Here is a 24006-nt window from a genome sequence, read left to right on the forward strand (position 1 = left end):
CCTCAGTGGTCGGTGGAGGAAGAGACGAGGTGGGCGGTGGTGTGCGGGGCGTCCGGTGCCCGGGTGAGTACGGCCAGTGGGGGTGCTCCGGGGCGGGTGGGCAGGGCGCGTGCGGTCAGGCCGGACTCGGCCACCACGTCCTTCAGTCCGAAGGGCGCCCAGCGGTAGGAGTCGTGCACCTCGCGCTCCGCCTCCGTGGCACCGTCCAGGTAGACGCGCCAGGTGGAGTGCAGACGCATCACGCGGTGCTCCGCCTCGTCCGGTGCCCCGGCGAACGACCACTCGTAGCGGTGTCGTCCGGCGGTGGCGGTGGCGAGCCTGGTCTCGGGGAGAGTCGACGGCTCCTCGAACTGCATGAGTTCGACGACCACGAGACCGCCGGGAGCCAGCCGTCGGGTCAGCCGTTGCCACAGCCGGGCCCGTCCGTCGGTGTCCAGATGGCCGAGGACCCCGCAGAGCAGGACGGCGCTGACCCGGTCCGGGAGGTCCAGGTCGGGAGCGGCGTCCGCGGTGACGGTGACCCGGGAGCGCAGGTCCGGGTCGCTGAAGACCCGGCTGGTGAGCACGGCGCGCATGCCGACCGCCGGTTCGCAGGCGAGGATCTCGGCGTCCGGGCGGGCCCGGGCGACGGCCTCGGTCACCAGTCCGGTGCCGGCGCCGATGTCGATCACCGGACCGGCGCTCAGGTCGGCGTCGGCGAGGAGCGCGGCGATCGCGGGCGCGCTCGCGGTCGCGGTGTGCTCGGCGGCCACGAGGTCGAAGAACTCCGCCGACGGGGTGTAGGACGAGGTGTCCAGAGGGCCGCTGCCGGACGGCGCGTCCGCAAGGGGGTGTCCGATGCCGGGCCCCGCACCGGCCGGGGCCTGGTCGGCGGGGGGCCGGTCGGCGGCCGTGCGGGGCTGCTCCGGAGCAGGGAAGACGTCGCTGGCCGCCAGGGGCCGCGGGGTGGCCGGCCGGACGATCTCGGGCGGTCCGAGCCGTGCGGCGAGGTCGGTCCAGATGCGGCACACGGCCAGCTCGTACTGACCCGTGCGCAGGGCGTCGCCGCCCTGTTCGACGGCCTCCCGGAGCCCGTCGAGGGCGCTGCCGATCGCCTCCGGCCACAGGTCGGAGAAGACGGTGCGGAAGGTTCCCGTGTTTCCGACGACGGACGTGGTGGCGAGCCCCAGGCGGCCGGTACCCGGACCGTCCAGGACGAAGCGCCGGCCGGTGTCGCGCCCGATGTGCAGGCGGGGGCTCCACAGGACCGGCCCGTGGGTGTCGGCCAGGGTGAGGACCCCGCCTTCGGTGCCGAGGGAGATCCGGTGCCAGTGCAGGGCGTGGTTGTCCCGGTCGGACGGGTCGAGCTGGTGGTGCACTCTCAGGGTGAGGGGTACGCCGGCGAACACGCCGTGCAGGGAGCGGAAGGGCTGCGGCCCGATCTCGGCGGGCAGCGGTGCCGGGTCCGCGAATCGCCAGGGCCGCAGGGTGCCCATCGCCTGTCCGAGGATGTCCACCAGGGGGTGCATCAGGTGGACCGGGGTGGCTGCGTCCAGGAAGAGCGGTCGCTGTTGTGCGACGAGCCTGCGGGCCGCGTCGACGAAGCCGCGGACCGGAGCGACGTGCGGGTAGTGGGTGTTGAGGCGGTACTGCACGCCCCGGCGGCGGGCGTGTTTGAGGTTGTCCGTCAACTCGGTGAGATGGACGGGGTGTTCCTGGAGAACATGGATGCCTCGGTCCATGAGTGCCCTGGCCAGCTCGGTGCCCTGGCCGCCCGATATGGAGGAGCTCACCGCCACGCACGCGGCGTCGATGTCGGCCGGGAGGTCGTCGACGTCCGTGTAGAAGGGGACACCGAGGCTCTGCGCGTACGTCCGGGAGGCGGCCGAGCCCCGGCTCAGGATGCCGGCCAGTGCGTACCCGGGGCGTCGGTGTGCCGCCTCGGCGTAGAAGCGGCCGAAGTTGGTGCCGCAGACCAGTACCCGGAAGGGCTGGGGACTGTTCACAGTGCGCCCTCCTCCACCTGTTCGGCGCCGGCCGCCGCTCCGGTGGGCCGGAGGTCCGCGACCCCCTGGGAGCGCAGGTGCCGCACCACGGTGTCGGGGTCCAGCACATCGCAGGCGAAGTGCACGCCCGCCGGGATCTCGGCCCGGAGCACCGCGTCCACCGCCAGCGCGCCCACGGCCGCGGTGAGCCGGTAGCTGCTGGCCGCGCGCAGGGTCAGTCCCGCCGTGGCCGGCTGTCCGGACGCGGTGCCGGACAGCGTGAAGTCCATGACGTAGTAGGGCCTGCGTCCGGCCAGGTCGAGGTCGGCGGCGAGGTTCAGACGGGACGCCAGCTCCGCCGGGTCGTCTCCGGCGGCGAGGCGGCCCGGCAGGCGGGTGAGCAGTGCGCGTACGGCGGGACCGGGGTGGACGTTGTACCAGTCGAGCCGGTCGAGGCCCAGGGCGGTGGCGAGTCGTTCGCTCTCTCCGCTGAGATAGGGCTGCAGGGCCACCCGGCCGGGGAAGGCCTCGTGTTCGGTGTCCTCGGCCGTGCGCAGGGCGCGCGGGACGCGCCGTCCGCCGCGGACGGCGGCCAGCGCCTCGCCGTAGGCCGCACCGTCCGCGCCTCCGGAGGTGAGGGAGAGCATGAGGTCGTGCGCCACCGTCGGCGAGCAGGGCTCGAGGCCGCCGCAGTACGCGGTCAGCGCGGAGGCGCTGTTCAGGCCCTGCCCGGCCAGCCAGCGGGGCAGGAGGCTGGACAGGCCGGGCAGGGCTCCCGCCGACAGGACGACCGTGCGGCCGTCGCGGGCCGGATCGCCCTCCGCGAGGAGGTCCTCGGCGGCCGGGTCGTCCCCGGCCACGTCGACGCAGTGCGCGCCGGCGGCCAGTGCCGCGGAGGCCACCGTGGCGCGGAGCCGATAGGTGGGGCCGACGCAGTTGAGCACGATGTCGCAGCCCTGGGTGAAGGCGCGCAGGCCGTCCGGTGCGGTGGCGTCGGCCCATACGGTCTCGTCGTGGCCGGCGGGGTCCTCCTCGGCGACCGCGCACAGCGCCGACGCGGTGCGGCCGCCCAGGCGGAGCCCGGTGTGGCCGAGGGCGCGCAGTTCGCGTACGGCGGCCCGGCCGACCGCCCCGGAGGCGCCCAGGACTCCGATGAGGGGCCTGTTCCCCGTCGTCGTGTTCCGGGTCGTCGTGTTCCGGGTCATCGGGTGATCGCCCCCTCGGTCAGCTCGCCGAGGGTCTTGAGGATGCCGGGCGCGTGCTCGACGGAGAGGCAGCTGTAGTGGTCGCCGCCGATGTCGACGATGTCCAGGTCGCCCAGGGTGAGTTCCTCCCAGTAGGCGGTGACGGCGTCCTTGCTTCCCGGGAAGGGGTAGGCGCCGTCGTGCCGCAGGAAGGTGATGTCGCCCGCGTAGGGTTCGGCGTCGTAGCGGGTGATGGCGAAGACGCTCTGACGGAAGGCGAGGAAGAGCCGCGTCATGTGGTCGGGCTCGTAGGTGCCGGCCGATGCGGGCACCGCCTCGCACATCCGGGCGATCCGGGTGGCGCGGGGGACGTCGGTGAGTCGCCGGAAGCAGCTCGCGACGTCCTCGAACTCCTCGGGCAGCGCGGCGAGTCCGCCGTCCGGCAGAACGCCGGGGCTGGCGGCCAGGACGGCGTCGGCCGCCGCGGCCACCCGGTACTGGTCGTCGGGGAAGCCGAGTTGGGCCGGGTCGATACCCATCATGACGGCGAAGGAGTACTCGGCGAGCAGTTCGTCGTCCAGCCGGAAGCGGGGGCTGTGGCTGCTGATGACGGTCAGGCTCTCCACCTCGGCCCCGGACTCGGCCAGGTTGCGGGCCACTTCGGTGGCGATCAGGCCGCCCAGGCAGTAGCCCACGACGTGGAAGCGGCTGCGGCCGTCCGCCGTCAGGGCCCGCGCGTAGTCGGCCGCCAACTGCTCGATGAGTCCTTCGGGCGGGGCGGCGAGGAACCCGTTCAGGTCCGGGACCTCGACGCCGACGACCTCGGCGAGGCCCGGCGAGCGGCGCCTGATCTCGGTGATCAGCGCCCGGTACGGCATGATCGTCGCGGTTCCCGCGTGCACCAGCACGGTCGTCGGCTCGTCGTCCGAGCGGGCGCCGTGCAGGTGGATCACCGGGTCCGTGCGCACGGCACCGGACGCGGGCGCGTCCTGAGAACCGGTCAGGCCGCGCAGGAACCCGGCGAGACCGGCGACCGTGGGCCGGCGCAGCATGTGCCGCAGGACGACCTCCCACTCCAGGTCCGCCGCCTGCGGTACGCGTTCGCGGAGCCGGCCCACCATCCGGGCCACCAGGAGCGAGTCGCCGCCGAGGTCGAAGAAGTCGTCGTTGCGGGCGACGCGTTCGACCGCGAGGAGTTCCGTCCACAGGTCGGCCAGGCTGTTCTCCAGCTCGTCCTTCGGCCGCTCGTCCACGACGACCGGTGCGCTCTCCCGGGGCAGCCAGGACCGCAGGCGCGCCCGGTCGGTCTTGCCGTTCGCGGTGCGGGGCAGGGAGTCGACGACCTGCCACACCGAGGGGAGCATGTACTCCGGGAGCCGGTTGGCCGCCGTGCGGGCCAGTTCCCCCACCGGCACATGGTGCCGGTCGTCCTTCATCGTGGCGATGAACACCTCCTGCCCGGTGAGCGCCAGGGCGCCCTGGGCCTCGGGCAGCGAGGTGACCTCGGACGCGGCGTGTGCGTGGAGGAGTTCACGCCACTGGGTGTGGGTGAGGAAGGACTGGCCGGTGTGCTCGCGCACGTCGGTCCACGCCCGGCCGGAGACCTCGAGGAACTCCATGGAGACCAGCAGCGGGAGGTTCTCGTCGCGGGTGTTCTCCACGAACACGAGCTGTCCGCCCGGCACCAGCAGTTCCCGGAGCCTGCCCACGGCGGCGTCGGCGTCGGCGGCGGCGTGCAGCGTGTTGGCGCAGACCACGACGTCGAAGGTGTTCGGCAGCAGGTGCTGGGTGCGCGGGTCCTCGTCGACGTCGAAGCGCTGGTAGCGGACCCAGGAGTGGTCGGCGAAGCGCTCGCGGGCCTCGCCCAGGAAGAACGCCGAGGCGTCGGTGAAGAGGTAGTCGACCCCGTACTCGGCGAGGACGGGCACCAGTTCGCCGGTGGTGCCGCCGACGCCGCCGCCGACCTCGAGGACCCGCAGCCGCTCCTCGCCGGTGTGGCTCGCGGCGATCTCGCGCAACGCGGCGACCACCGCGCGGTTGAGGTGCCGGATGGCGAGGTTGTCCCGGTAGGCGGCGTCCGCGGCCTCCGTCGCTGCGCCGGGGAAGAGCAGCTCCCGGATGCCCACCTCCCCCGAGATCAGCTCGGGCAGCCGCTCGGCGCAGGTGCGCATGACGGTGAGCAGCTCGGTGCTCCACCCGATCTCGTGCTCCAGTTCGGCGGCCAGCCGCCAGCGGCGCTCCGCCTCGGGCGCGGAGACGGGGACAAGGCCGGCGTAGGTGTCGTCGGTGTCCCGGTGGGTGAGCCGGTCCCGGGCGGCCAGGGCGCGCAGCCAGCGCCGCACGATGTGCCGGTGGCGGGACGTGGCGCGCAGCGCCGTGCCCACCTCCTCCGCCGTGCGTGCTGCGCCCTCGTCGAACGTCCCGGAGGCCGCGAGGACGCGGGTCATCTCGGCGAGCGCCACCTCGTCGAGGGCGGCCAGGAAGTCCCCCAGCCGTGCGGCGTCGACGGCCGCGGAGGCTTCGCGTACGGCGTCGGCGGCAGCCGCGCGTGCCTGGGCCCGGCTCGTCACGGCGGGGTCGCCGCCGTCCTTGTGTGCCGGCTCGCCCTCTGCGCGTGCCGTCTCGCCGTTCTTGCGTGCCGTCTCCACGAACGCGGCCAGGCGTCGCCCGCCCGCCGCCGAGTCGTCGACGACGACCGCGGCCGCGGCGACCGCCGGGTGGGCCTGTACGGCGGCCTCCACCTCGGCGAGTTCGACCCGGTAGCCGCGGATCTTGATCTGGGCGTCCTCCCGGCCCAGGAACTCGATGGTCCCGTCGGGGAGGTACCGCCCGAGGTCGCCCGTGCGGTAGAGCCGCTCTCCGGTGACGGGGTCGGTGGGGAACCGCTGTGCGGTGCGTTCCTCGTCGCCGAGGTAGCCCAGGGCGACGCCGGCGCCGCCGATGTACAGCTCGCCCGGAACCCATTCGGGGCGTGTCCGCAGGTGCCGGTCGAGCACGGCGAACGTCTGGTTGGTCAGGGGCGTGCCGTACGGGATGCTCGGGCGGGCGGTGTCCACCTCCCCGATCGGGTGGGCGATGGACCAGATGGAACCCTCAGTGGCTCCGCCGAGGGAGACGATCTCGAGCCCCGGCAGGAGTTCACGGGCCTGGTCGGGCAGGGCGACCGGTATCCAGTCGCCGGATATCAACGCGAGTCGCAGCGAACCGTCCTCGGCGGGGGGCTCGGAGCGGAGCCAGTCGCAGAGCATGTGGAGCTGGCCGGGCACGGAGTTCCACACCGTGACGCCGAAGTCGCGGACGAGTTCGGCCCAGTGGGAGGGGTCGCCGCGCCGGTCGGCCCGGGGCAGGACGAGGGTGGCGCCCACGGCGAGCGGCCCGAACAGGTCGTAGACGGACAGGTCGAAGCCGAGTCCCGCGATGCCGAGGACGCGGTCGTGCTCGGTGACGGCGAAGCGGCGGTTGATGTCCTCGACGGTGTTGAGGGCGGCCCGGTGGCTGATCATCACGCCCTTGGGCGTGCCGGTGGAGCCCGAGGTGTAGATGACATAGGCGAGGTCGTCCGGATCCCGGCGGACGGCGAGTGTCGTACCGTCCGCGGTGGCTTCCCCGACGAAGTCCACGGCGACGGCCGACACACTCGTCGGGAGGTCTTCGAGTTCGGCGAGCCAGGACTGGGTGAGGACCGTGCGGACGCCCGCGTCCCGGATGATCGTGTCCCGGCGGGCCGGCGGCTGGGCCGTGTCGACGGGCAGATAGGCGCCGCCCGCCATGAGGGTGCCGAGGACGGCGACGACCTGCTCCCAGCCCTTGTCCATCCAGAGGGCCACCGGCTCCCCGGGGCGCAGTCCGGACGCCGTCAGCGCCTCGGCGAGACCGTTCGCACGGGCGAGCAGTTCCCGGTAGGAGAAGGCCAGTTCGGGTGTGCGGACCGCGATCGCGTCCGGGGTGGCCCGCGCCTGGGCGAGTACGGGTTCGTGGAGCAGGGCGTCCGGCAGGGGACCCTCGGTCGCGTTGACCGCGTGACGGCGTGCCGCCTGCGCCTCGGGCAGGGCGATGCGGGCCGGTGCGTCCCAGGCGGCCTCTCCGGCCTTGCCCTCGGCCGCCAGCGACCGCACGACTGCCGTGTACGCCTCGAACATGGCGTCGGCCACCCCGTGGCTGAGCGCGCCCTCCCGGATGTCCCAGGACAGGCTCAGCGTGTCACCGCGGTGCATGACCTGGCAGTCGAGCCACACCTGTGGCGTCCGGGTCACCGCGTACGTCACCTCGGGGGGTACGCCCTGGGAGGTGGCGCCGCTGCCCAGGGCGCTGGTGAAGACGACCGGCATCAGCACCGGGGCGCCGGCCCTGCGGGAGAGCTCGGCGAGCACCTCCGAGCCGGTGAACAGCGGATGGGCCAGGTCTTCGAGGAGCTGCTGCCCCACGGCCCTGGTCCGCTCGGCGAAGGTGGCCGGGGCGTCGAGGTCGACGGCAAGCAGTTCGAGCGAGGTGAAGTCACCGACGAGGCGGTCGATGTCCTCGTGCGGGGCGGGCCGGTCGACGGTGGGCACGTTGAGGGTGAACCGGCTGGTCCGCGACCAGGTGCCGACTGTCTCGGCGTACGCCGCGAGCAGGGCCGTCGACACGGTCAGCCCGCGCCGCGCGGCCCGCTCGGTGAGCCGGTCCCGGTCGGCCGCGGGCAGCAGGACCTCCAGTCGGCGGAACGTCACCGCGTCGCCGGAGGCCGGGGTGCGGTCCGCTTCCCCCGGGTCGCTCACAGCGGCCTCCCAGGCTTCGGCGAGGGGCAGCTCGGGGGCGGGCGGCAGGGTGTCGAGCCGTTCGGTCCAGTAGGCGCGGTCGCGGGCGTGGCCCTCGGTGTCGGCGAGGGCCCGGCGGGCCAGGACGTGGTCGCGGAAAGTGATCCGCGGTGCCTCGGGCAGGGCGGCGCCGCGGTAGCGCCGCTGGAACTCGGCGAGCAGGATGCGCAGGCTGGCGTGGTCGACGACGAGCATGTCGAAGGCGAGGTGGAGTACGGCACGTTCGGCGGTCCGGGTCACGTGCACGTCGAAGAGCGGCCACTGGTCGGTGGGCGCCTCGCGTGCGGACAGACGCGCCCGGGTGCGCTCCACCTCCGCCTCGGCGGTGGCGGCCGGGAGCGCGGTCAGGTCGTCGGCTGCGACGTCGAGGGCGGGCACGTCGGGCAGGACCTGCTGGTAGCCGTCGTGGTGGATGACGGCGCGGAGCATGTCGTGCCGCTGGACCAGCTCCCGCCACACGGCGGTGACGCGGTCCACGTCCAGGTCGGGGTACTCCAGCTCGACGTAGGCGTGGCAGCCGACGCCCCCGTAGGCGTAGGCGTCGGTGCGGCCGATGAGGTAGGCGGCCTGGATGTCCGTCAGCGGAAACGGTTCGTGGCGGTTCTCGGGGTCGGCGCGCAGCGCGGGCTCTCCGGCCTCCAGGTGGCGCAGGATGGCTTCCTTGTGCGTGCGCAGTTCGGCGCGGTGCGTGTCGGTGAGCCGGCCCTGGGGGGCCCGGAAACGCAGTTGTCCGTCCTGGGCCCACAGCACCACGCCCTCGTCGGCGTATCGGGCCAGCAGTTCAGCGATGTTCACAGCTCTCCGGTCTCGTAGGCGGTCTCGTGGGCCGCGAGCGTTCGGGTGACGTCCGCGGCGAGCGCGGCGATGGTCGGTGCGGCGAAGAAGCGGCGCACGGGCACGGTGGCCCCGAGGCGGCGCTCGATCGCGGTGAGCAGGCGCAGCGCGGTGAGGCTGTCGCCGCCGACGGTGAAGAAGTTGGCGTTGCGGTCGGGTACCCGGTGCGGCAGGTACTCGTGCCAGAGCGCGGCGAGGGCCCTCTCGGTCTCGCCCCGTGGCGGTTCGGCGTCGACGGCTGCCGTCTCCGGTCCCGCCAGGTCGGCCAGGGCTCCCCGGTCGACCTTGCCGTTCGCGGTGAGGGGCAGGGCGGGCAGGAGGAGGATGCGGGACGGGACGGCGTAGACCGGCACCCGCTCCGACAGCAGGCCGAGGAGTTCTTCGGTGAGTTCGGGGTTCTCGGCGGGGGTGAGGGACTGGGTGGGAGCCGGCTCGTCGGCGGGTGCGCCGCCCACGGTGAGGTCCTGCGGTACGGCGAAGGCGACCAGGCGCTTGGCGGTGCGCTCCCCCACGGCCACCACGGCGGCCCGCGCGACGGCCGGGTGTGCTTCCAGCGCGGCCTCGATCTCGCCCGCCTCGATCCGGTGGCCGGCGATCTTCAGCTGGCTGTCGAGCCGGCCGAGGAACTCCAGCAAACCGTCGCCACGGAACCGACCCAGGTCACCCGTCCGATACCAGCGTCGTCCGCCTTGTTCGACGAACTTCTCGGCGGTGCGGACCGGGTCGGCCAGATAGCCGCGCGCCAGTCCTTCGCCGCCGATCCACAGTTCGCCGGGCGTCCAGTCGGGACAGTCCCGGCCGTCCCGGTCGACCACTCGGTAGTGCTGCCCGGTCAGGGGACGTCCGTAGGGGATGGAGACCCACCGGGGGTCCGGCTCGGTGACGGTGAGGGTGTTGGACCAGATGGCGGCCTCGGTGGCTCCGCCCATGGCGACGAAGGCGCAGGGCCGCGCGGTCCGGCCCCGCAGCCGGGCGGGCAGGTCGAGGCCGATCCAGTCGCCCGAGACCAGTGCGGTCCGCAGCTTCAGCTTCCCTGTCCCGCCGCCTTCCCGTCCGCCCAGTTCGTCGGCGTCGAGCAGCAGGTCGAGCAGGGCGGGGACGGTGTTCCAGACGGTCACGCCGTACTCGTCCAGCAGGCCCGGCCAGCGGGCCGGTTCACGGCGCTGGTCCTCGGTGGGCAGCAGGAGGGAGCCGCCCACGGCGAGCAGGCCGAAGGCGTCGTACACGGACAGGTCGAAGTCCAGTGCCGACAGGGCGAAGACGCGGTCGTCCCCGGACATGCCGTGCCGGGCGTTGATGTCCGCGATCGTGTTCCAGGCGGCGGCGTGGGTGATCTCGACCCCCTTGGGCTCGCCCGTGGAACCCGATGTGAAGATCACGTAGGCGAGCGCCCGAGGGGACGTCCCACACGGTGCGGGCAGGGGCTCGCTGCCCTGTGTGTCCGCGAAGGACAGGGTGCGAGGGCCGGTTCCCGCCGGGGCGGGCCAACTCCCCAGGACCACCTCGAATCCGGCGGTGGCGCGCACCCGCTCCAGGCGTGCGGCGGGCTGTACGAGGGTCAGGGGAACATAGGCGGCGCCGGCCGCGAGGACGCCGAGGACCGCCGCGATCTGCTCCGGGCCCTTGGGCAGGGTGACCGCGACTAGGTCGCCCGGCCGTATGCCCGCGTCGCCGAGCACGGCGGCTGTGCGCAGCGCCTGTCCGGCGAGGGTTCCGTAGGTCACCTCCTCCCCTGCCGTCGTGACGAGGGCGGTGCGGTCGGGGGCGGCCGTCGCGTGGGTGAAGAAGGTCCCGTGCAGCGTGCGCGGCGCCACCGGGTCCAGGGCGGCCTCGCGTGCCGCGGCGGCCCGCCGTTCGTACTGGGAGGCCGGCAGCAGGTCGGGGAGCGGCGCGTCCCAGTCACCGGCGACGAGGTGTCTCAGCAGCCGTTCGTAGGCGGCGAACATCGCGTCCAGCACGCCCTCGGCGAACAGTTCCTCGACGGCGTCCCAGGTGACGACCAAGTTCCCGGACTCCTCGGTGACCTGGTTGTCCAGGCAGACCTGCGGGGACTGGGAGATGCCCCAGACCTTCGCGGGGAAGCCGGTGCCCGGTGCGGCGAGTGTCGCGTCACCGACGCCGATGGCGCTGGTGAACACCACGGGTGCGGCGGCGTCCACCGTGCCCGTGCGACGGCCGAACTCCCGTAGCAGCCAGTCGATCGGGACATCGGCGTGGTCGAGGTCCTCCGCCTGACGGCGTTGCAGCGCGGTGGCCGCCGCCGGCCAGGACGTCCCCTCGCGCCGGTGACCCGCGAGGGACAGGGACGTGAAGTCGCCCAGCACCCGGTGGATGTGGGGGTGGACGTCGCGCCGGTTGAAGAGGGTGAGCGTGACGGTCACGGCGTCGGTCCCGCTCCAGGCCTCCAGAACCTCCGCGTACAGGGCCAGCAGCACGGTGGAGGGGGTCAGGCCGTGCCGGACCGCGTCCCGCTTGACGGCCTGCCAGTCCTCGGCGGGCAGGCTCAGCCGGCGCCGGGTGAAGACGGGCGCGTCGAGCGTGGCCGGGTCCCGGTCGAAGGGCAGGGCGGGAGGGGGCGGCAGTTCGGACAGGCGGGCCTGCCAGTGGGCGCGGCCCCGCTCGGCGGACTCCGGGTCGGCGGTGAGTCCGGTCACGTAGTCGCGGAACGACACGTCCACGGGCGGCAGTTCGTGGTCCGGGTCGGCGTAGAGCGCGCTCAGTTCGGCGTAGAGCGTGGTGATGGAGAGCGCGTCAAGCACGAGGTAGTCGAGGCCTATGCCGATGCGGGTCCGTACCTCGCCGTCGTTCTCCCCGGCACTTTCGTCCTCGCAGTAGCGCACCGCCTCGACCGCGAAGAGCGGCCACCGGGCGGGGTCGCGGACCTGGTGGGACAGGCGGGCGCGCAGGCCGGCCAGGGCCTCGGACGCACCGCCGGGACGGGCATCCGACACCGGGATGCGTATCGGCGACACATCGGGCAGGACGCGCTGGTGTCCGTCCTCGACGACGACGCGGAGCATGCCGTGCCGCCGGACGAGGGTGTTCCAGGCGCGTTCCAGCCGGTCCAGGTCGACGTCCGTGCCGTCGAACTCCGTGTAGTGCCAGGTGCCGACGCCGCCGAGGGTGAATCGGGGGTCGCGTCCGGTGTGGTAGGCGGCCTGGACGTCCGTCAGCGGGAAGGACTCGTGGGCCTGGTCCGGGTCGGGCACGAGGACGGGAGCGGTGGCCGGATCCGGCTCGTCGTCGTCGGCGGTCGGCGCGGGGTGCAGCGTCTCGCAGAAGTGCTGGAGCACGGGGCGGGCGAAGAGGTCGGCCACGCGGGCGCCGGGGAAGCCGGCGGCGCGCAGCCGGCCGATCATGCGCGTCGCGACGAGGGAATCGCCGCCCAGCAGGAAGAAGCTGCTCTCGCGTCCCACGTCGGCCACCGCGAGCAGGTCGGCCCACTCGGCCGCCACGACGGTCTCCACCGGACCGACCGGTGCCGAGGTGCGGGGTCCGTCCTGGTCGGCGGCCTCGGTCAGCGCCCGACGGACGGCCGCCCGGTCGAGCTTGCCGTTGGCGGTCAGCGGCAGGTCGCCCAGGACGAGGACACGCTCGGGGACCATGTAGGCGGGGAGTCGTTCCGCCGCCCGGAGACGGACCTTGTCCGGGTCGGTCACCCCGCCCTGGGCGGACACGGCCGCGGCGAGGTGACGCGCCGGCGCGTCGAGGACGGTCGCGACCGCGTGCAGGACGGTGGGGTCGTCCTCCAGCGCGGACTCGACCTCGCCCAGTTCGATACGGTGGCCGCCGAACTTCACCTGGTGGTCGGCGCGGCCGAGGAACTCCAGCACCCCGTCGGGCCGGTAGCGGGCCAGGTCACCGCTGCGGTACCAGCGTTCGCCGTCGTGCTCGACGAAGCGTTGCGCCGTGCGCTCGGGGTCCGCGCGGTAGCCGTTCGCCACACCGGGGCCGCCGATCCACAGCTCGCCGGGGACGAGATCGGGGCAGTCGCGTCCCCGTCCGTCCACGACACGGGCCCGCATGTTGCGCAGCGGAACGCCGTAGGGGACGGACTTCCAGGCCGGGTCGACCTCCTCCACCTCGAACACCGTGGAGTGGACCGCGGCCTCCGTCATGCCGCCGAGCGCCACGAAACGGCAGCCGGGCACCAGGGCGCGCAGCCTGCGGGGCTGGTCGAGCCCGACCCAGTCCCCGCCGAGCAGCACCATGCGCAGGGAGTCTCCGAGGCCTTCGTCCGTTCCCGCGGCCATCAGCAGGTCCAGCAGAGCGGGCACGCACTGCACGAGCGTCACCCCGTGCGTGCGCACCAGCCGCGCCCAGTGGTGGGCGTCCCTGCGGTGCTCCTGTCCCACGGCAACCACCTGGCCGCCGAGGGACAGCGGAGTGAAGATGTCCCAGGCGGCGAGGTCGAAGTCCAGCGCGGAGATCGCGAGAGTGCGGTCCGAGGGACCGAGGCCGAGCTGCTCCTCCATCGCCTCGACGGTGTTGACGACCGCCCGGTGCGACACCTCGACGCCCTTGGGCAGTCCGGTCGAGCCGGACGTGAACAGCACATAGGCGGGCAGGACGGGGTCCGGCTGGGCGACCGGTGCGGGCCGGGACCCCGACGCGTCCTCCAGGAGCAGCACCGGGGCCGAGGAGACGCCCTCGCAGAGAGGGGCGTGGTCCCGGTCGGTGAGCACGGCGGACGCGCCGGCCACGGCGTGGATGCGTTCCCGGCGCACGGCGGGCTGTTCCACGCCGACGGGGGCGTAGGCCGCGCCCGCGGCCAGGATGCCGAGGACCGCGGTGATCTGGTCGGCGCCCTTGGGCAGGGTCACCGCTACGGTGTCGCCCTCCCGCACGCCGTGGTCGCGCAGCATCCCGGCGATCCGCCGTGCCGCGTCGCCCAGTTCGCCGTAGGTGAGGATGTCACCGGTCGTGCGGACGACCGCGGTGCGGCCCGGCTCGGTCTCCGCGAGCCGGAAGAAGCGGGTGTGCAGGGCACGGTCCGGGACGGGCCCGGGGGGCAGGGCCGCCACCGCGCGCCGGGGCAGGACGTCGGGTGCGAGCAGGCCGTCCACCGGCCGGGCCCAGGCGTCGGGGTCCGACACCAGACGGGTGATGAGGTGGCGGTAGGCGTCGAAGGCGGCGTCGGGCACGCCGGCCTCGAACACGCCGTCCCGCACGTCCCAGTTGAGGAGGAGGCCACCGTCGAGTTCGGTGACCTGGGCGTCCAGGTAGACCTGCGGGCCCTGGGAGATGATCCAGGAAGGGCGGCCGAAGGACTTCTGGACGTCCTGCTCGAAGATCTCCCCCAGGCCGATGGCGCTGGTGTACACGACGGGAGCCAGCACCGGGGCGCCCTCGACGCGGGCGAGGTCGCGCAGCACCTCGACACCGCCGTACGCACCGTGGGAGATCCCCTCTTGCAGGCGTTCCTGGAGGCCCCGGGCCTGCCGGGAGAACGGAAGGGTCGCGCTCATGTCCGCGTCGAGCAGCACCGAACTGCTGAAGTCCCCCACCAGTCGGGCCACTTCGGGGGTGAACATCTCCCGGTCGAACAGCGGGAGGTTGAGGAGGAAGCGCCGGCTGTCGCTCCAGGCGGCGATGACCTCGGCGAAGGCGGTGGCGAGGGCGGCGGCGGGGGTGATGCCGTGCCGGCGGGCCGCACTGATGAGCGCGGCCTTGTCGGCGGGGCCGAGCCAGTGGTGCAGGCGGCGGGAGTGGGTGAGCGTGACGTCGTCCGCGCTGACCGGGGTGAGCGGGTCGACGGCCGTCGGCAGCCGCGGGGCGCGCGGCAGTTCCGGCAGGCGCTCCCGCCACCAGGCGGCGTGCTGCTCGCGTTCCGCCCTTCGCCGGACGTCGTGCTCGGCGAGGTACCGGCGGTAGTCGAGGTCGAGTTCGCGCGGCGGATCGTCGGGGCACTCGTAGAAGCGGCGCAGGTCGGACAGGAGGACCCGCAGGCTCAGCGCGTCGCCGGCCATCATGTCCAGGTCGATCTGCAGCCGGGTCCTGCCGTCGGGGAGCAGGCACAGGGCGGCTCGGAAGACGTCACCCGCGGTGATGTCCGGGCGGGCGTGGGTGTGGCGCTCACGCAGCAGTTCCAGCTCGGACTCGGCCTCGTCAGGGGTGCGTTCCCGCAGATCGTGGACGGTGAGCGACACGCCCGGAGCGCCGAAACGCTGGCGGCCCTCCTCGTCGAAGACGGCCCTGAGCATGCCGTGCCGCCGCACGAGGGCCCGCAGGGCGGTGTCGAGCCGGGCCGGATCGACCTCGTGGCCGTCGAGTTCGACGTAGAAGTGCGCGGCGACGCCGCCGAGGGGCTGTCCGTCCTGGCGTCCGATCCAGTAGGCGTGCTGCATCGTGGCCAGCGGGAACGTGTCCGGCTCCGCCTCGACGGCCGCCGCCTCGGGCGGCGCGGGCGGGGCGGGGCGTGCGCCGGCGGGTGCGTCGTCGCGCGGTACCCGCCCGAGCAGAGCCGTCCAGGCCCGCAGGGTGGGAACGCGTGTGAGGTCCTGGAAGGTGACCGTGCTGCCCTCGCGCCGCCAGGCGCCGACGAGGGCCATCAACACCAGTGAGTCGAGACCGAGTTCGAAGAGGTCACGGTCGTCGTCCAAGTCCTGCGGGGCCATCTCCAGCGCACGCGCCACCGCTTCACGCACCGCCGCAGGCGCGTGGCGGTCACGACGGCCGAAGTCACCTTCCGCTGTCCGTGCCTGGACGACTGCTTCATCGGTCACTGGTGCTGCCTTCCGGTCGCCAGATAGAAATGATTATCATTTTCTCCTCAGTCGCATCGTAACCACATGACGGGACTCGGCGCCAGCGCCCGAGGCCCGGCAAGGAGAGGCAGAACGCCATGACCGAGACTCAACAGGCCTGGTCCGAGGCCGAATCGGCGCGTTACCGAGCCGCCGGCCACTGGCAGGGGGTGACCTTCGGCGCCCGCCTGCGCCAAGGAGCGGCCGGCCATGGAGGGCGCCTCGCCCTGGTCGACGGGGACCGGCGGTGGACCCACGCGGAGCTGGACGCCGAGGCGGACCGTGTCGCCCAAGGACTGCGCGGACTCGGGATCGGGCGGGGCGACCGCGTGGTGATCCAGCTGCCCAACTGCGCCGAGTTCGTGCTCGTCTGGTGCGCCCTGCAGCGGCTCGGCGCGGTCCCGGTGCACGCCATGCCCGGCCATCGGCGGCGGGAGATCGGTCATCTGGTGCGGGTGGCGGGCGCCGTGGCCTGTGTGGTGCCCGACCGGCACGCCAGGTTCGACCACCGGGAACTGATCCGCGAGGTACGGACGGAGCAGGGGCCGGACGGCACGCTGCGGCACGTCGTCGTGGTCGGCGATCCCGGTCCGGACGACGGCTTCGTCCCCTTCGAGGCGCTGCGGACGAACCCGCCGTCCGCGTCCGGACCCGGCCCCGACGACGGCGGAGCGGACCCCGGCGATATCGCCCTCCTGCTGCTGTCCGGCGGCACCACGGGACTTCCCAAGCTCATCCCGCGGACGCACGACGACTACGCCTACAACGCGCGCGCCTGCGCAGAGGTCTGCGCGCTCGACGCGCGGACCGTGTACCTGGCGGTGCTGCCGATCGGGTTCAACTTCGCCTTCTCCTGCCCCGGTGTGCTGGGCACGCTGATGGCCGGAGGAACCGTCGTCGTCGCGCCGGACCCCAGCCCGCAGACGGCGTTCGCCCTCGTCGAGCGGGAGGGCGTGACCCTGACGTCCCTGACCCCGCCGCTCGTTCCCCACTGGATGGACGAGGCCGCGTCCGGTTCCTGGGACCTCGGGAGCCTCTCGGTGGTGCAGGTCGGCGGGGCGCGGCTGCCGGAGGACCACGCCCGCAAGCTCGGACCGGCGCTCGGGGTGACCGTGCAACAGGTCTTCGGCATGGCGGAGGGCCTGATCAACCTCACCCGCCTCGACGACCCCGAGGACCTCGTCTGCGCCACCCAGGGCCGGCCCGTCTCGCCGGACGACGAGGTTCTCGTGGTGGACGCCGACGGCAGGCCCGTGCCGGACGGTACGGCGGGTGAACTGCTCACCCGGGGCCCGTACACGCTGCGTGGCTACTACCGCGCCGAGGAGCACAACCGCACGGCGTTCACCCCGGACGGCTACTACCGGACCGGCGACGTGGTGCGGCGTCTGCCCACCGGACACCTCGTGGTGGTGGGGCGCATCAAGGACCAGATCAACCGTGGCGGCGAGAAGATCGCCGCGGTCGAGGTGGAGGAGCAGTTGCTGACGCATCCGGCGATCACGGGGGCGGCGCTGGTCGGTGTGCCGGACGAGCGGTGGGGTGAGCGGTCCGTCGCCTTCGTCGTCTGCGTGGGCGCGGCTCCCGGCGCGCGGGAGGTCGCCGCCCATCTGAAGGAGCGCGGGCTGGCCGGTCACAAGGCACCGGACGAGGTCGTCCAGGTTCCCGGCCTTCCGCTCACCGCCGTCGGGAAGGTCGACAAGGCGGCGCTGGCAGAGGAGTTGCTCCGGTCGTAGGGCGTGGTCCGGAGGAGCGCCCGGTGAACGGGGGCGCTCCTCCTGCCGGGCCCAGGGAGTCACTCAGGCGGGGACCGGCCCGTCGGCGTGGGCGAGCAGTTCCCTGGTGACGGGGTGCTCCGGGGCCACCAGCACCCGGTCGACGGGACCGGCCTCGACCACCCGCCCCGCGTCCAGGACGACGATCCGCTCCGCGCGGCGGGCGGCGGCCGACAGGTCGTGCGTCACCATCACGACCGTCAGTCCCCGTGTCCGGCGCAGCGAGTCCAGCAGGTTCAGGACCCCACTCGCCGTCTCCGGGTCCAGCGCCGAGGTGATCTCGTCGCAGACCAGGACACGCGGCTCCGCGGCCAACGTCCGGGCCAGAGCGACGCGTTGACGCTGGCCGCCCGACAACTCCCCCGGCCGCCGCGCCAGCACGTCCGCGTCCAGCCCGACCAGGCCGAGCAGCCGTACGGCTTCCTGGGACGCGTCCTGGGCGGAGTGGCACCGCACGCTTCTGAGGGGGCGCATGAGCGCGCCGCCCACGGATTCCCGTGGGTTGAGGGCACCGCGGGCGTCCTGTGCGACGAGCTGCACTGCGGCACCGCGCCCTCGCTCCGCACCGTCCTCCCGCCACTCGACACTCCCCCGCGCGGGCCGGTGAAGCCCCGCGACACACCGGGCGAGGGTGGTCTTCCCCGACCCCGAGGGACCCACAACAGCGGTGCAGGAGCCCGCCGGGACGGTGAGAGAAACGTCGTACAGCACGGAAGCACGCCCGTGGGCGGCGTGCAAACCTCGCACGGACAGGCCTCCGACGGAGGAGGTACCGGTACTCCGCGGGTTCTCCGAGCGGGGGCCGCCCGTCGGGGAAACCGCGGACGGCGGGACGGGCCCCGGCGCCTTCGGCGTCCCGGCCGCGACGATCCGGCCTCCTTCCAGGCGGATCACGTCGTCCGCCACGGACGCGATCCACGCCGGGTCGTGGCTGACCAGCAACGCGGCGCGGTCCCCGTCGGACAGGACCTCGGCCAGCAGGCCGCGCATCCCGTCCGCCAGGACCGGGTCCAGACCGCTCGTGGGCTCGTCGAGGACCAGCAGGCCGGGCCTACCCGCCAACGCGAGGGCGAGGGCGACCCGTTGGGCCTGCCCTCCCGACAGCTGGCGCGGCAGCCGTCGCCGGAACGCCCGGTCGGCCGGCAGCCGCACGGACAGCAGCAGCTCCTCGACCCGCGCACGGACGTCGTGCGCACGCCTCGCGGACGAGCGCAGCCGCACCCCCTCGGCGAGCTGCGTGCCGATCCGGAGTGCGGGGTTGAGCGAGGAGGCGGGGTCCTGCCCCAGGTACGACACCACGCGCCCCCGCAGCCGGCGGGCGTTCGCCCGGTCGAAGGGGTCGAGGCCGGCCACCCGGACGGTCCCGGCACGGACCTCCAGGCCGGGGCGCACATGTCCGAGCAGGCTGTACGCCAGGCTGCTCTTGCCGGATCCCGACCTGCCCACCACCCCCAGCACCTGCCCGCGCGGCACCGACAGGCAGGAGTCGTGCAGGACGGGCGGGCCACCGGCCGCCGGGCCGAGCGACAGACCGCTGATCTCGGCGAGCGGGTCCGCCGGTGACAGACGGGCGGTCGCGTGACCGGTCATGCGGCCCCCCGTCCCACCGTGTCCGCCAGCCGTCCGGCCAGCAGACCGACGCAGACGGACAGCAGGACGAGCAACAGGGCCGGGGCAAGGAACGGCGTGGCGGACAGGGACGCCCCGGGGACGTTCTCGCTGACCATGCGCCCCCAGTCGGGCGCCGCTCCTCCCTGCCCGAGGCCGAGGAAGCCCGCGGTGGCGCTGAGGTGCAGCGATGCGACCAGGCGCAGCGCGGTGTCCATCAGGGCCGGGCCGGCGATGTTGGGCAGTACGTCGTGGCGCAGCACGGCCCGCCGGGTGTCGCCCCGGGCCAGGGCGGCCTCGACGTACCCGCTGTTCAGGACCGTGTCCGCCGCGGCGCGCAGCACCCGGGTGGAGAAGGGGGCGGTGGCCAGGACGACGGCGGTCACGAGCGCCGTCTCACTGCCGGGGAATCCGGCGGCCAGGACGAGGACGACCAGAAGGGCAGGGAGGACGGCGAGGGCGTCCACGCAGCGAACCAGCAGATCGCCAAGGCGGCGGGACACCATGGCCGCCAGGACGCCGGCGGTGATCCCGACGGCACCGGCCGCCGCCGTCCCCGCCAGCGCGGTGAGCACGAGGGTGCGGCCGCCGCTGAGCACCCGGCTCGCCACGTCCCGGCCCAGCACGTCGGTGCCGAGGAGGAAGTGACCGTCCGGCGGCTGGAAGGGCGCGGCGAGCTGCGCGGTGGGGCTGTACGGCGCGGCCAGCGGGCCCAGCACGGCGAGCAGGAGCAGGAGCACGGTGCCCGCCGCGGTGAGCAGGGGCGGTCGGCGGCGCCCAGGCGTGCCGGGACGGGCCGCGCGTGCCCGCCTCCGCGGTGGTGTCAGGACCGTCGTCATGGGCGGTGTCCCTCCCGTGCTCCCAGCAGCCGCGCGCAGATGTCACCCAGCAGCAGCACCGCCAGCATCACCGCGACGAGGGCGGTGGCGATGCCCTGCACCATCGGTACGTCCCGCGCCGCGACGGCCAGTTGCAGCTCCCGGCCGATACCCGGGTAGTCGAAGACGTTCTCCACCACCACCGCCGAGCCGACCAGCGCCCCTGTCGTGAGGGTGAGCGCCTGCACGGCGGGACCGGCGGCGTTGGGCAGGATGTGACGCACCGCGAGCCGCACCCCGCGTACGCCATTGAGCCGTGCCGCTTCGCAGTACGGCGTGGCCGCGGTGTCCGCGACGGAGACCCGCAGCAGCCTGGTGGCCACCGCGAGACCGACCGCGCCGAGCGTCAGCACGGGCAGGATCAGCGCGCGCGGGACGTCGAGCGGCGTACCTCCCAGCGGGATGACGGAGACGCGCGGGAGGACCTCGAGCCATTCCGCCAGTACCGCGACGAGCAGCGCGGCGACGACGAACTCGGGTACGGCGGCCAGGATCTGGGCGGACGTCGACACCACACGGTCGGCGCGGCCGCCGCGCAGCCCGGTCCACAGGCCGAGCAGCGCGGCGAGCGGCGCGGTGACCGCGAGCGTCAGTCCGGCGAGGAGGAGGCTGTTGGGCAGGCGGGTGGCGAGGACGTCGGTGACCGGCCGCTCCCCCACGAAGCCACGGCCCAGGTCCCCGCGGACCGCGTCGGCCGCCCAGTGCGCGTATCTCTCGGCGGCGGGCCGGTCCAGTCCGAGTTCGGCACGGACGTCGGCGCGTTGTGCCTCGGAGGCGTCCACGCCGGCGACCGCGCTGACGGCGTCTCCCGGGAGGACCGCCGTGGCCGCGAAGACCGCGGCCGACAGCAGCACCAGCAGGACGGCGGCCCCCGCGAGGCGACGGGCGGCGAACGCGAGCAGGTTCACGCCAGCGACGCCCGGGAGAAGCCGGGGAACTGCTCGAAGAGGTCGTCCCGTATCCCGTCGACCCCCTTGGCCTGGGCGTTCAGGTTCGGCTTGAAGACCGGCAGCACCTGGTTGCCCTCCGCCCACCGCGTGCGCTGCGCCCGCGTGCCCAGCTTCTTCGCCTCTGCCGGGTCGCTCTCGGCGCGGGCCTTCGCGACGAGGGCGTCGGTCCCGGACTCCTTCCAGCCGAACGCCGACGGCGAGCCGCCCGCCGTGCTCATCTGGTAGGTCGACAACGCGGGGATGGGCATCTGGTACGACCCGGCCAGCGGCAGGGCCGCGTAGGCGGGGAAGTCGGCGTAGAGCTGTCCGGCGGGCAGTTCGCGGACCGACGCCTGGACGCCGACCTTCTTCAGGTCCTCGACGAAGAGAGTGGCCATCTCCACCATGCCCGGCGTCTCGGGGCCGGTGGTCAGCCGGACCTTCATCCCCTCGGCGCCGGCCTTCTTGAGGAGTTCGCGGGCCCGCTTCGGGTCGTGGGCGCGCTGGGGAAGGCCCTCGGCGTAGTCCGGGAAGCCGATGGAGGGCAGGTCGTTGCCGATCTCGGCGTTGCCGTAGAAGACCGTCCGCACCATGGCCTCCCGGTCGACCGCGAGCTTGAACGCCTCCCGCACCCGCGGGTCGTCGAAGGGCTTTGCGCTCATGTTCATCTGGAAGGAGAGGCCGACCAGGTAGGGGCTCTTCGTGGGGGCGAGTTCGACCTTCGCGTCGCCCGCGAGCGTGCGGGCGGTGACGGGTGAGAGGTCGTGGGCGAAGTCGATCTCACCGCTGGTGAGTGCCCCGGCCCTGGCGGTCGAGTCCGCGATCGACCGCAGCTCCAGGCCGTCCAGTTGGGGCACGTGACCGTAGTGGTCGTCGTAACGCTCGAACGCCGCGCCCTGTCCCGCCGTGAACTCGGTCAGCCGGAAGGGGCCGCAACTGGGCATGCCCTTACGGAAGTTCCTGGTGCCGTCCTTGACGACGAGGAAGTTGCCCTGGCAGAGGATCATGCGGCCGTCGGCGATGGGCCGCAGGGTGGGCAGTACGACCTTCAGATCGCCGTCGGCCTTGGCGCGCGCGAGGTCGAAGTTCGCGGCGGCGAGCCGGTACACGGGCAGCTTGCTCTGGGCCGCGAGGGCGCCGAGCGAGTGCAGGACGTCGGCGGAGGTCAGTTCGGAGCCGTCGGTGAAGCGGACGCCGGGTCGCACATGCAGCGTGTAGGTCGACAGGTCGTCGGAGATGTCGATGCCCTCGAGCACGCCGTAGCGCACCCCGTCGGGCCCGCTGGGGTCCAGGTTGCCCAGGGTGCCGTGCCAGGCCCGGGCGCGCACGAGATCCAGTGCGGAAGGGCCGTTGAAGAAGTCGAGCGTCTCGGAGGCGCCGCCTCCGACGAACGCCGCCCGGAGCGTGCCGCCCGAGCGGGCCGAGGCACCCGAGCCCGGCTCGCGGTCGGAGCGGGGCTCGTCGGTGGAGCACGCAGCCAGCAGGCCGGGCCCCACTGCCAGAGCCGCGGCTCCCGCCGCGCCGCGGCGGAGGAAGGCACGGCGGTCGATCTGTCTGGACATGCTTCTCCTTGACGTTCTGCTGAGCTGAATCGAGCACCGGGAGACATCCGCGGCGCGTGAAGTGATGCCGGAACAGGGGCAGGCGGCTGGTGGACGGCTGCGGCAGCGGCAGCGGGCTACCGCAGGGTGAGAGCCCCGGACGGGCAGGCCCGTACGGCGTCGCGTACGGCGTCCGACTGGGACGCCGACGGCCTCTCGGCGAGGACGAGCACGAGCCCGTCCTCCTCGTCCTGGTCGAAGACGGCCGGCGCGGCGAGCACGCACTGCCCCGCCCCCACGCACCGATCCCGCTCCGCGCCGACTGTCCCGGCTCCGGGTTCCTGGTCTGCCAAGGTCATGAGGGCCCCTCCCCTACGGCCGCGCACGCGGCCGCCGTTACGACACTCAGACACTAATCGAAAACGACTTCCATATTCAATAAGCTGTGTCATCTAGGCTGGCGCGGTGACTGATGAGCAGGAGTGGGTGCAGCCGTCGGGAGTGTGGGCCACGGCGGTGGGGGTGGCCAGGGTGCGGGCGCTGGAGACCGAGCGGGAGAACGCGCTGTTCCGCGACCCACTGGCACAGGCCTTCGCCGCCGCCGGCGGCCTGTGGCCCACCCCGCCGCCGCGGCCCGATGACGAGGCCGCGCGACGCCGCCGGCTGGCCGTGTCGTTCTCCATCGTCATCAGGACGAAGTTCCTCGACGACCTGTTGCAGCAGGCCTCCGCGTCCGGGGTCCGGCAGGTCGTGCTGCTCGGCGCCGGCATGGACAGCCGGGCCTTCCGGATGGACTGGCCCGAGGGCACCCGGCTGTTCGAGGTCGACACCGCCGCGCCACTGGACTTCAAGGCGTCGGTGCTGCGCCAGGAGCGGGCCGTCGCGCGCTGCGAGCGGATCACGGTCGCGGTGGATCTGCGTGAGGACTGGCCGGGCGCGCTGGCCGCCGCGGGGCACGACCCGGCGGCGCCGACCGTCTGGATCGCCGAAGGACTGCTGATCTATCTGCCCGAGGACGCGGTGGAGCTGTTGCTGGCCCGGATCGGCGCGCGGTCGGCGGCGGGCAGTCGAATGGGGCTGACGTTGGGCTCGCGCGGCGTGCTCGAGCGCTTCGGCGCGGACGCCGTGCCGGGATCGGCGGCGTCCATGTGGGTCTCGGAGATGCCCGACGACCCGGTGGCCTGGCTGGCCGGGCACGGCTGGGAGGCCGACAGCCGCACCCTGCGCGAGCGCGCTGCCGCCTACGGCCGCCCGATCAACACCCCGCCGCAGCGCGAGGAGCGGCCGGGCGGACTGATCTCGGCGGTCCGCCGGTAGACCGGTGGAGGCGGCACGCCGCTGTCTGCTCCCCTTCCTGCCACCACATGGCAGGTGGGACGGCGGCCCCTGCCCAGGGCGCTGCGTGCAAGGGCCGCCCGAGCCCTGCGGTCCTGTCACAGCGCAAGGCAATACGACGCTAAAACCCCAGCACCCCACCGCGCCCGCCCAGCGCGTCGGCCGGGTGAACGCGGGAAGCCTGAACCCGGCTGCGACCACGGCAGGCCCGCACGCCGCGGTGACACGAGCCGGGCCCTCCTACACCGTCCGCCGCCCGGGGGGCGTGGAGCCGCCAAGGCGGCCCACGCCCCACCGGCCAAACACCGCAGAAGGCACCGCAGCCCGAACCGGAGAGCACCGCTCCCCCGCCGCGGATCGTGCGGGGCCAACATCCGAGCCAACGACACCGTCGACGGCGGAAGCGGGGGCCGGCA

At 73.7% G+C, this 24006-nt stretch carries 11 protein-coding genes; 2 read left to right on the plus strand and 9 right to left on the minus strand.

Translation table 11 applies throughout. The annotated features are described in order from the left end of the window. Window positions 1–2 precede the first annotated feature (2 nt). Genes ACIHCX_RS34480 through ACIHCX_RS34495 form a run of 4 tightly spaced genes read right to left on the minus strand, consistent with a single transcriptional unit; the run spans window position 3 to window position 15503 of the window. Window positions 3–1985, minus strand: coding sequence for a Gfo/Idh/MocA family oxidoreductase (locus ACIHCX_RS34480; protein ID WP_400036647.1), 1983 nt, complete (start codon window positions 1983–1985; stop codon window positions 3–5). Further along, a complete protein-coding gene (locus tag ACIHCX_RS34485) occupies window positions 1982–3169 on the minus strand; it encodes a saccharopine dehydrogenase NADP-binding domain-containing protein (RefSeq protein ID WP_400036649.1) in 1188 nt (395 codons plus the stop codon). The genes ACIHCX_RS34480 and ACIHCX_RS34485 overlap by 4 nt, the downstream gene beginning before the upstream one ends. Continuing rightward, window positions 3166–8739 carry an amino acid adenylation domain-containing protein gene (locus tag ACIHCX_RS34490; protein ID WP_400036651.1) on the minus strand — a complete coding sequence of 1858 codons (5574 nt, stop codon included), beginning with the start codon at window positions 8737–8739 and terminating at the stop codon, window positions 3166–3168. Before ACIHCX_RS34490 ends, ACIHCX_RS34485 begins: the two co-directional genes overlap by 4 nt. Next, window positions 8736–15503 (minus strand): amino acid adenylation domain-containing protein, encoded by a 6768-nt coding sequence (locus ACIHCX_RS34495; protein WP_400036653.1) that lies wholly within the window; start codon window positions 15501–15503, stop codon window positions 8736–8738. Before ACIHCX_RS34495 ends, ACIHCX_RS34490 begins: the two co-directional genes overlap by 4 nt. A 119-nt stretch (window positions 15504–15622) precedes the next feature. On the opposite strand from ACIHCX_RS34495, the gene ACIHCX_RS34500 reads away from it, so the two are divergent. Further along, window positions 15623–17260: a (2,3-dihydroxybenzoyl)adenylate synthase gene (locus ACIHCX_RS34500; RefSeq protein ID WP_400036655.1), complete on the plus strand. Its 1638-nt coding sequence runs from the start codon at window positions 15623–15625 to the stop codon at window positions 17258–17260. 63 nt (window positions 17261–17323) lie between these two features. Here ACIHCX_RS34500 and ACIHCX_RS34505 read toward each other — a convergent pair whose 3' ends face one another. From ACIHCX_RS34505 to ACIHCX_RS34525, 5 genes are all read right to left on the minus strand, one after another. Continuing rightward, window positions 17324–18889 carry an ABC transporter ATP-binding protein gene (locus ACIHCX_RS34505; RefSeq protein ID WP_400036657.1) on the minus strand — a complete coding sequence of 522 codons (1566 nt, stop codon included), beginning with the start codon at window positions 18887–18889 and terminating at the stop codon, window positions 17324–17326. Next, window positions 18886–19746: an ABC transporter permease gene (locus ACIHCX_RS34510; protein WP_400036659.1), complete on the minus strand. Its 861-nt coding sequence runs from the start codon at window positions 19744–19746 to the stop codon at window positions 18886–18888. Before ACIHCX_RS34510 ends, ACIHCX_RS34505 begins: the two co-directional genes overlap by 4 nt. Beyond that, window positions 19743–20693 carry an ABC transporter permease gene (locus tag ACIHCX_RS34515; protein WP_400036661.1) on the minus strand — a complete coding sequence of 317 codons (951 nt, stop codon included), beginning with the start codon at window positions 20691–20693 and terminating at the stop codon, window positions 19743–19745. Before ACIHCX_RS34515 ends, ACIHCX_RS34510 begins: the two co-directional genes overlap by 4 nt. Then, complete coding sequence (locus ACIHCX_RS34520; protein WP_400036663.1) at window positions 20690–22276, minus strand: ABC transporter substrate-binding protein; 1587 nt, start codon at window positions 22274–22276, stop codon at window positions 20690–20692. The genes ACIHCX_RS34515 and ACIHCX_RS34520 overlap by 4 nt, the downstream gene beginning before the upstream one ends. Before the next feature lie 116 nt (window positions 22277–22392). Next, a complete protein-coding gene (locus ACIHCX_RS34525; RefSeq protein ID WP_400036665.1) occupies window positions 22393–22614 on the minus strand; it encodes a ferredoxin in 222 nt (73 codons plus the stop codon). A gap of 142 nt (window positions 22615–22756) precedes the next feature. Between ACIHCX_RS34525 and ACIHCX_RS34530 the strand changes: the two genes are divergently transcribed. After that, window positions 22757–23572 carry a class I SAM-dependent methyltransferase gene (locus ACIHCX_RS34530; protein ID WP_400036788.1) on the plus strand — a complete coding sequence of 272 codons (816 nt, stop codon included), beginning with the start codon at window positions 22757–22759 and terminating at the stop codon, window positions 23570–23572. Window positions 23573–24006: the final 434 nt, after the last annotated feature.

It is taken from the genome of Streptomyces sp. NPDC052043 (assembly GCF_044548235.1).
Taxonomy (GTDB): Bacteria; Actinomycetota; Actinomycetes; order Streptomycetales; family Streptomycetaceae; genus Streptomyces.

Bases quoted from the DNA above. Each gene is read 5' to 3' on its own strand.
- ACIHCX_RS34510 (WP_400036659.1), bottom strand. From the start codon at position 19,746: ATGACGACGGTCCTGACACCACCGCGGAGGCGGGCACGCGCGGCCCGT.
- ACIHCX_RS34520 (WP_400036663.1), bottom strand. From the start codon at position 22,276: ATGTCCAGACAGATCGACCGCCGTGCCTTCCTCCGCCGCGGCGCGGCG.
- ACIHCX_RS34525 (WP_400036665.1), bottom strand. From the start codon at position 22,614: ATGACCTTGGCAGACCAGGAACCCGGAGCCGGGACAGTCGGCGCGGAG.
- ACIHCX_RS34505 (WP_400036657.1), bottom strand. From the start codon at position 18,889: ATGACCGGTCACGCGACCGCCCGTCTGTCACCGGCGGACCCGCTCGCC.
- ACIHCX_RS34485 (WP_400036649.1), bottom strand. From the start codon at position 3,169: ATGACCCGGAACACGACGACCCGGAACACGACGACGGGGAACAGGCCC.
- ACIHCX_RS34500 (WP_400036655.1), top strand. From the start codon at position 15,623: ATGACCGAGACTCAACAGGCCTGGTCCGAGGCCGAATCGGCGCGTTAC.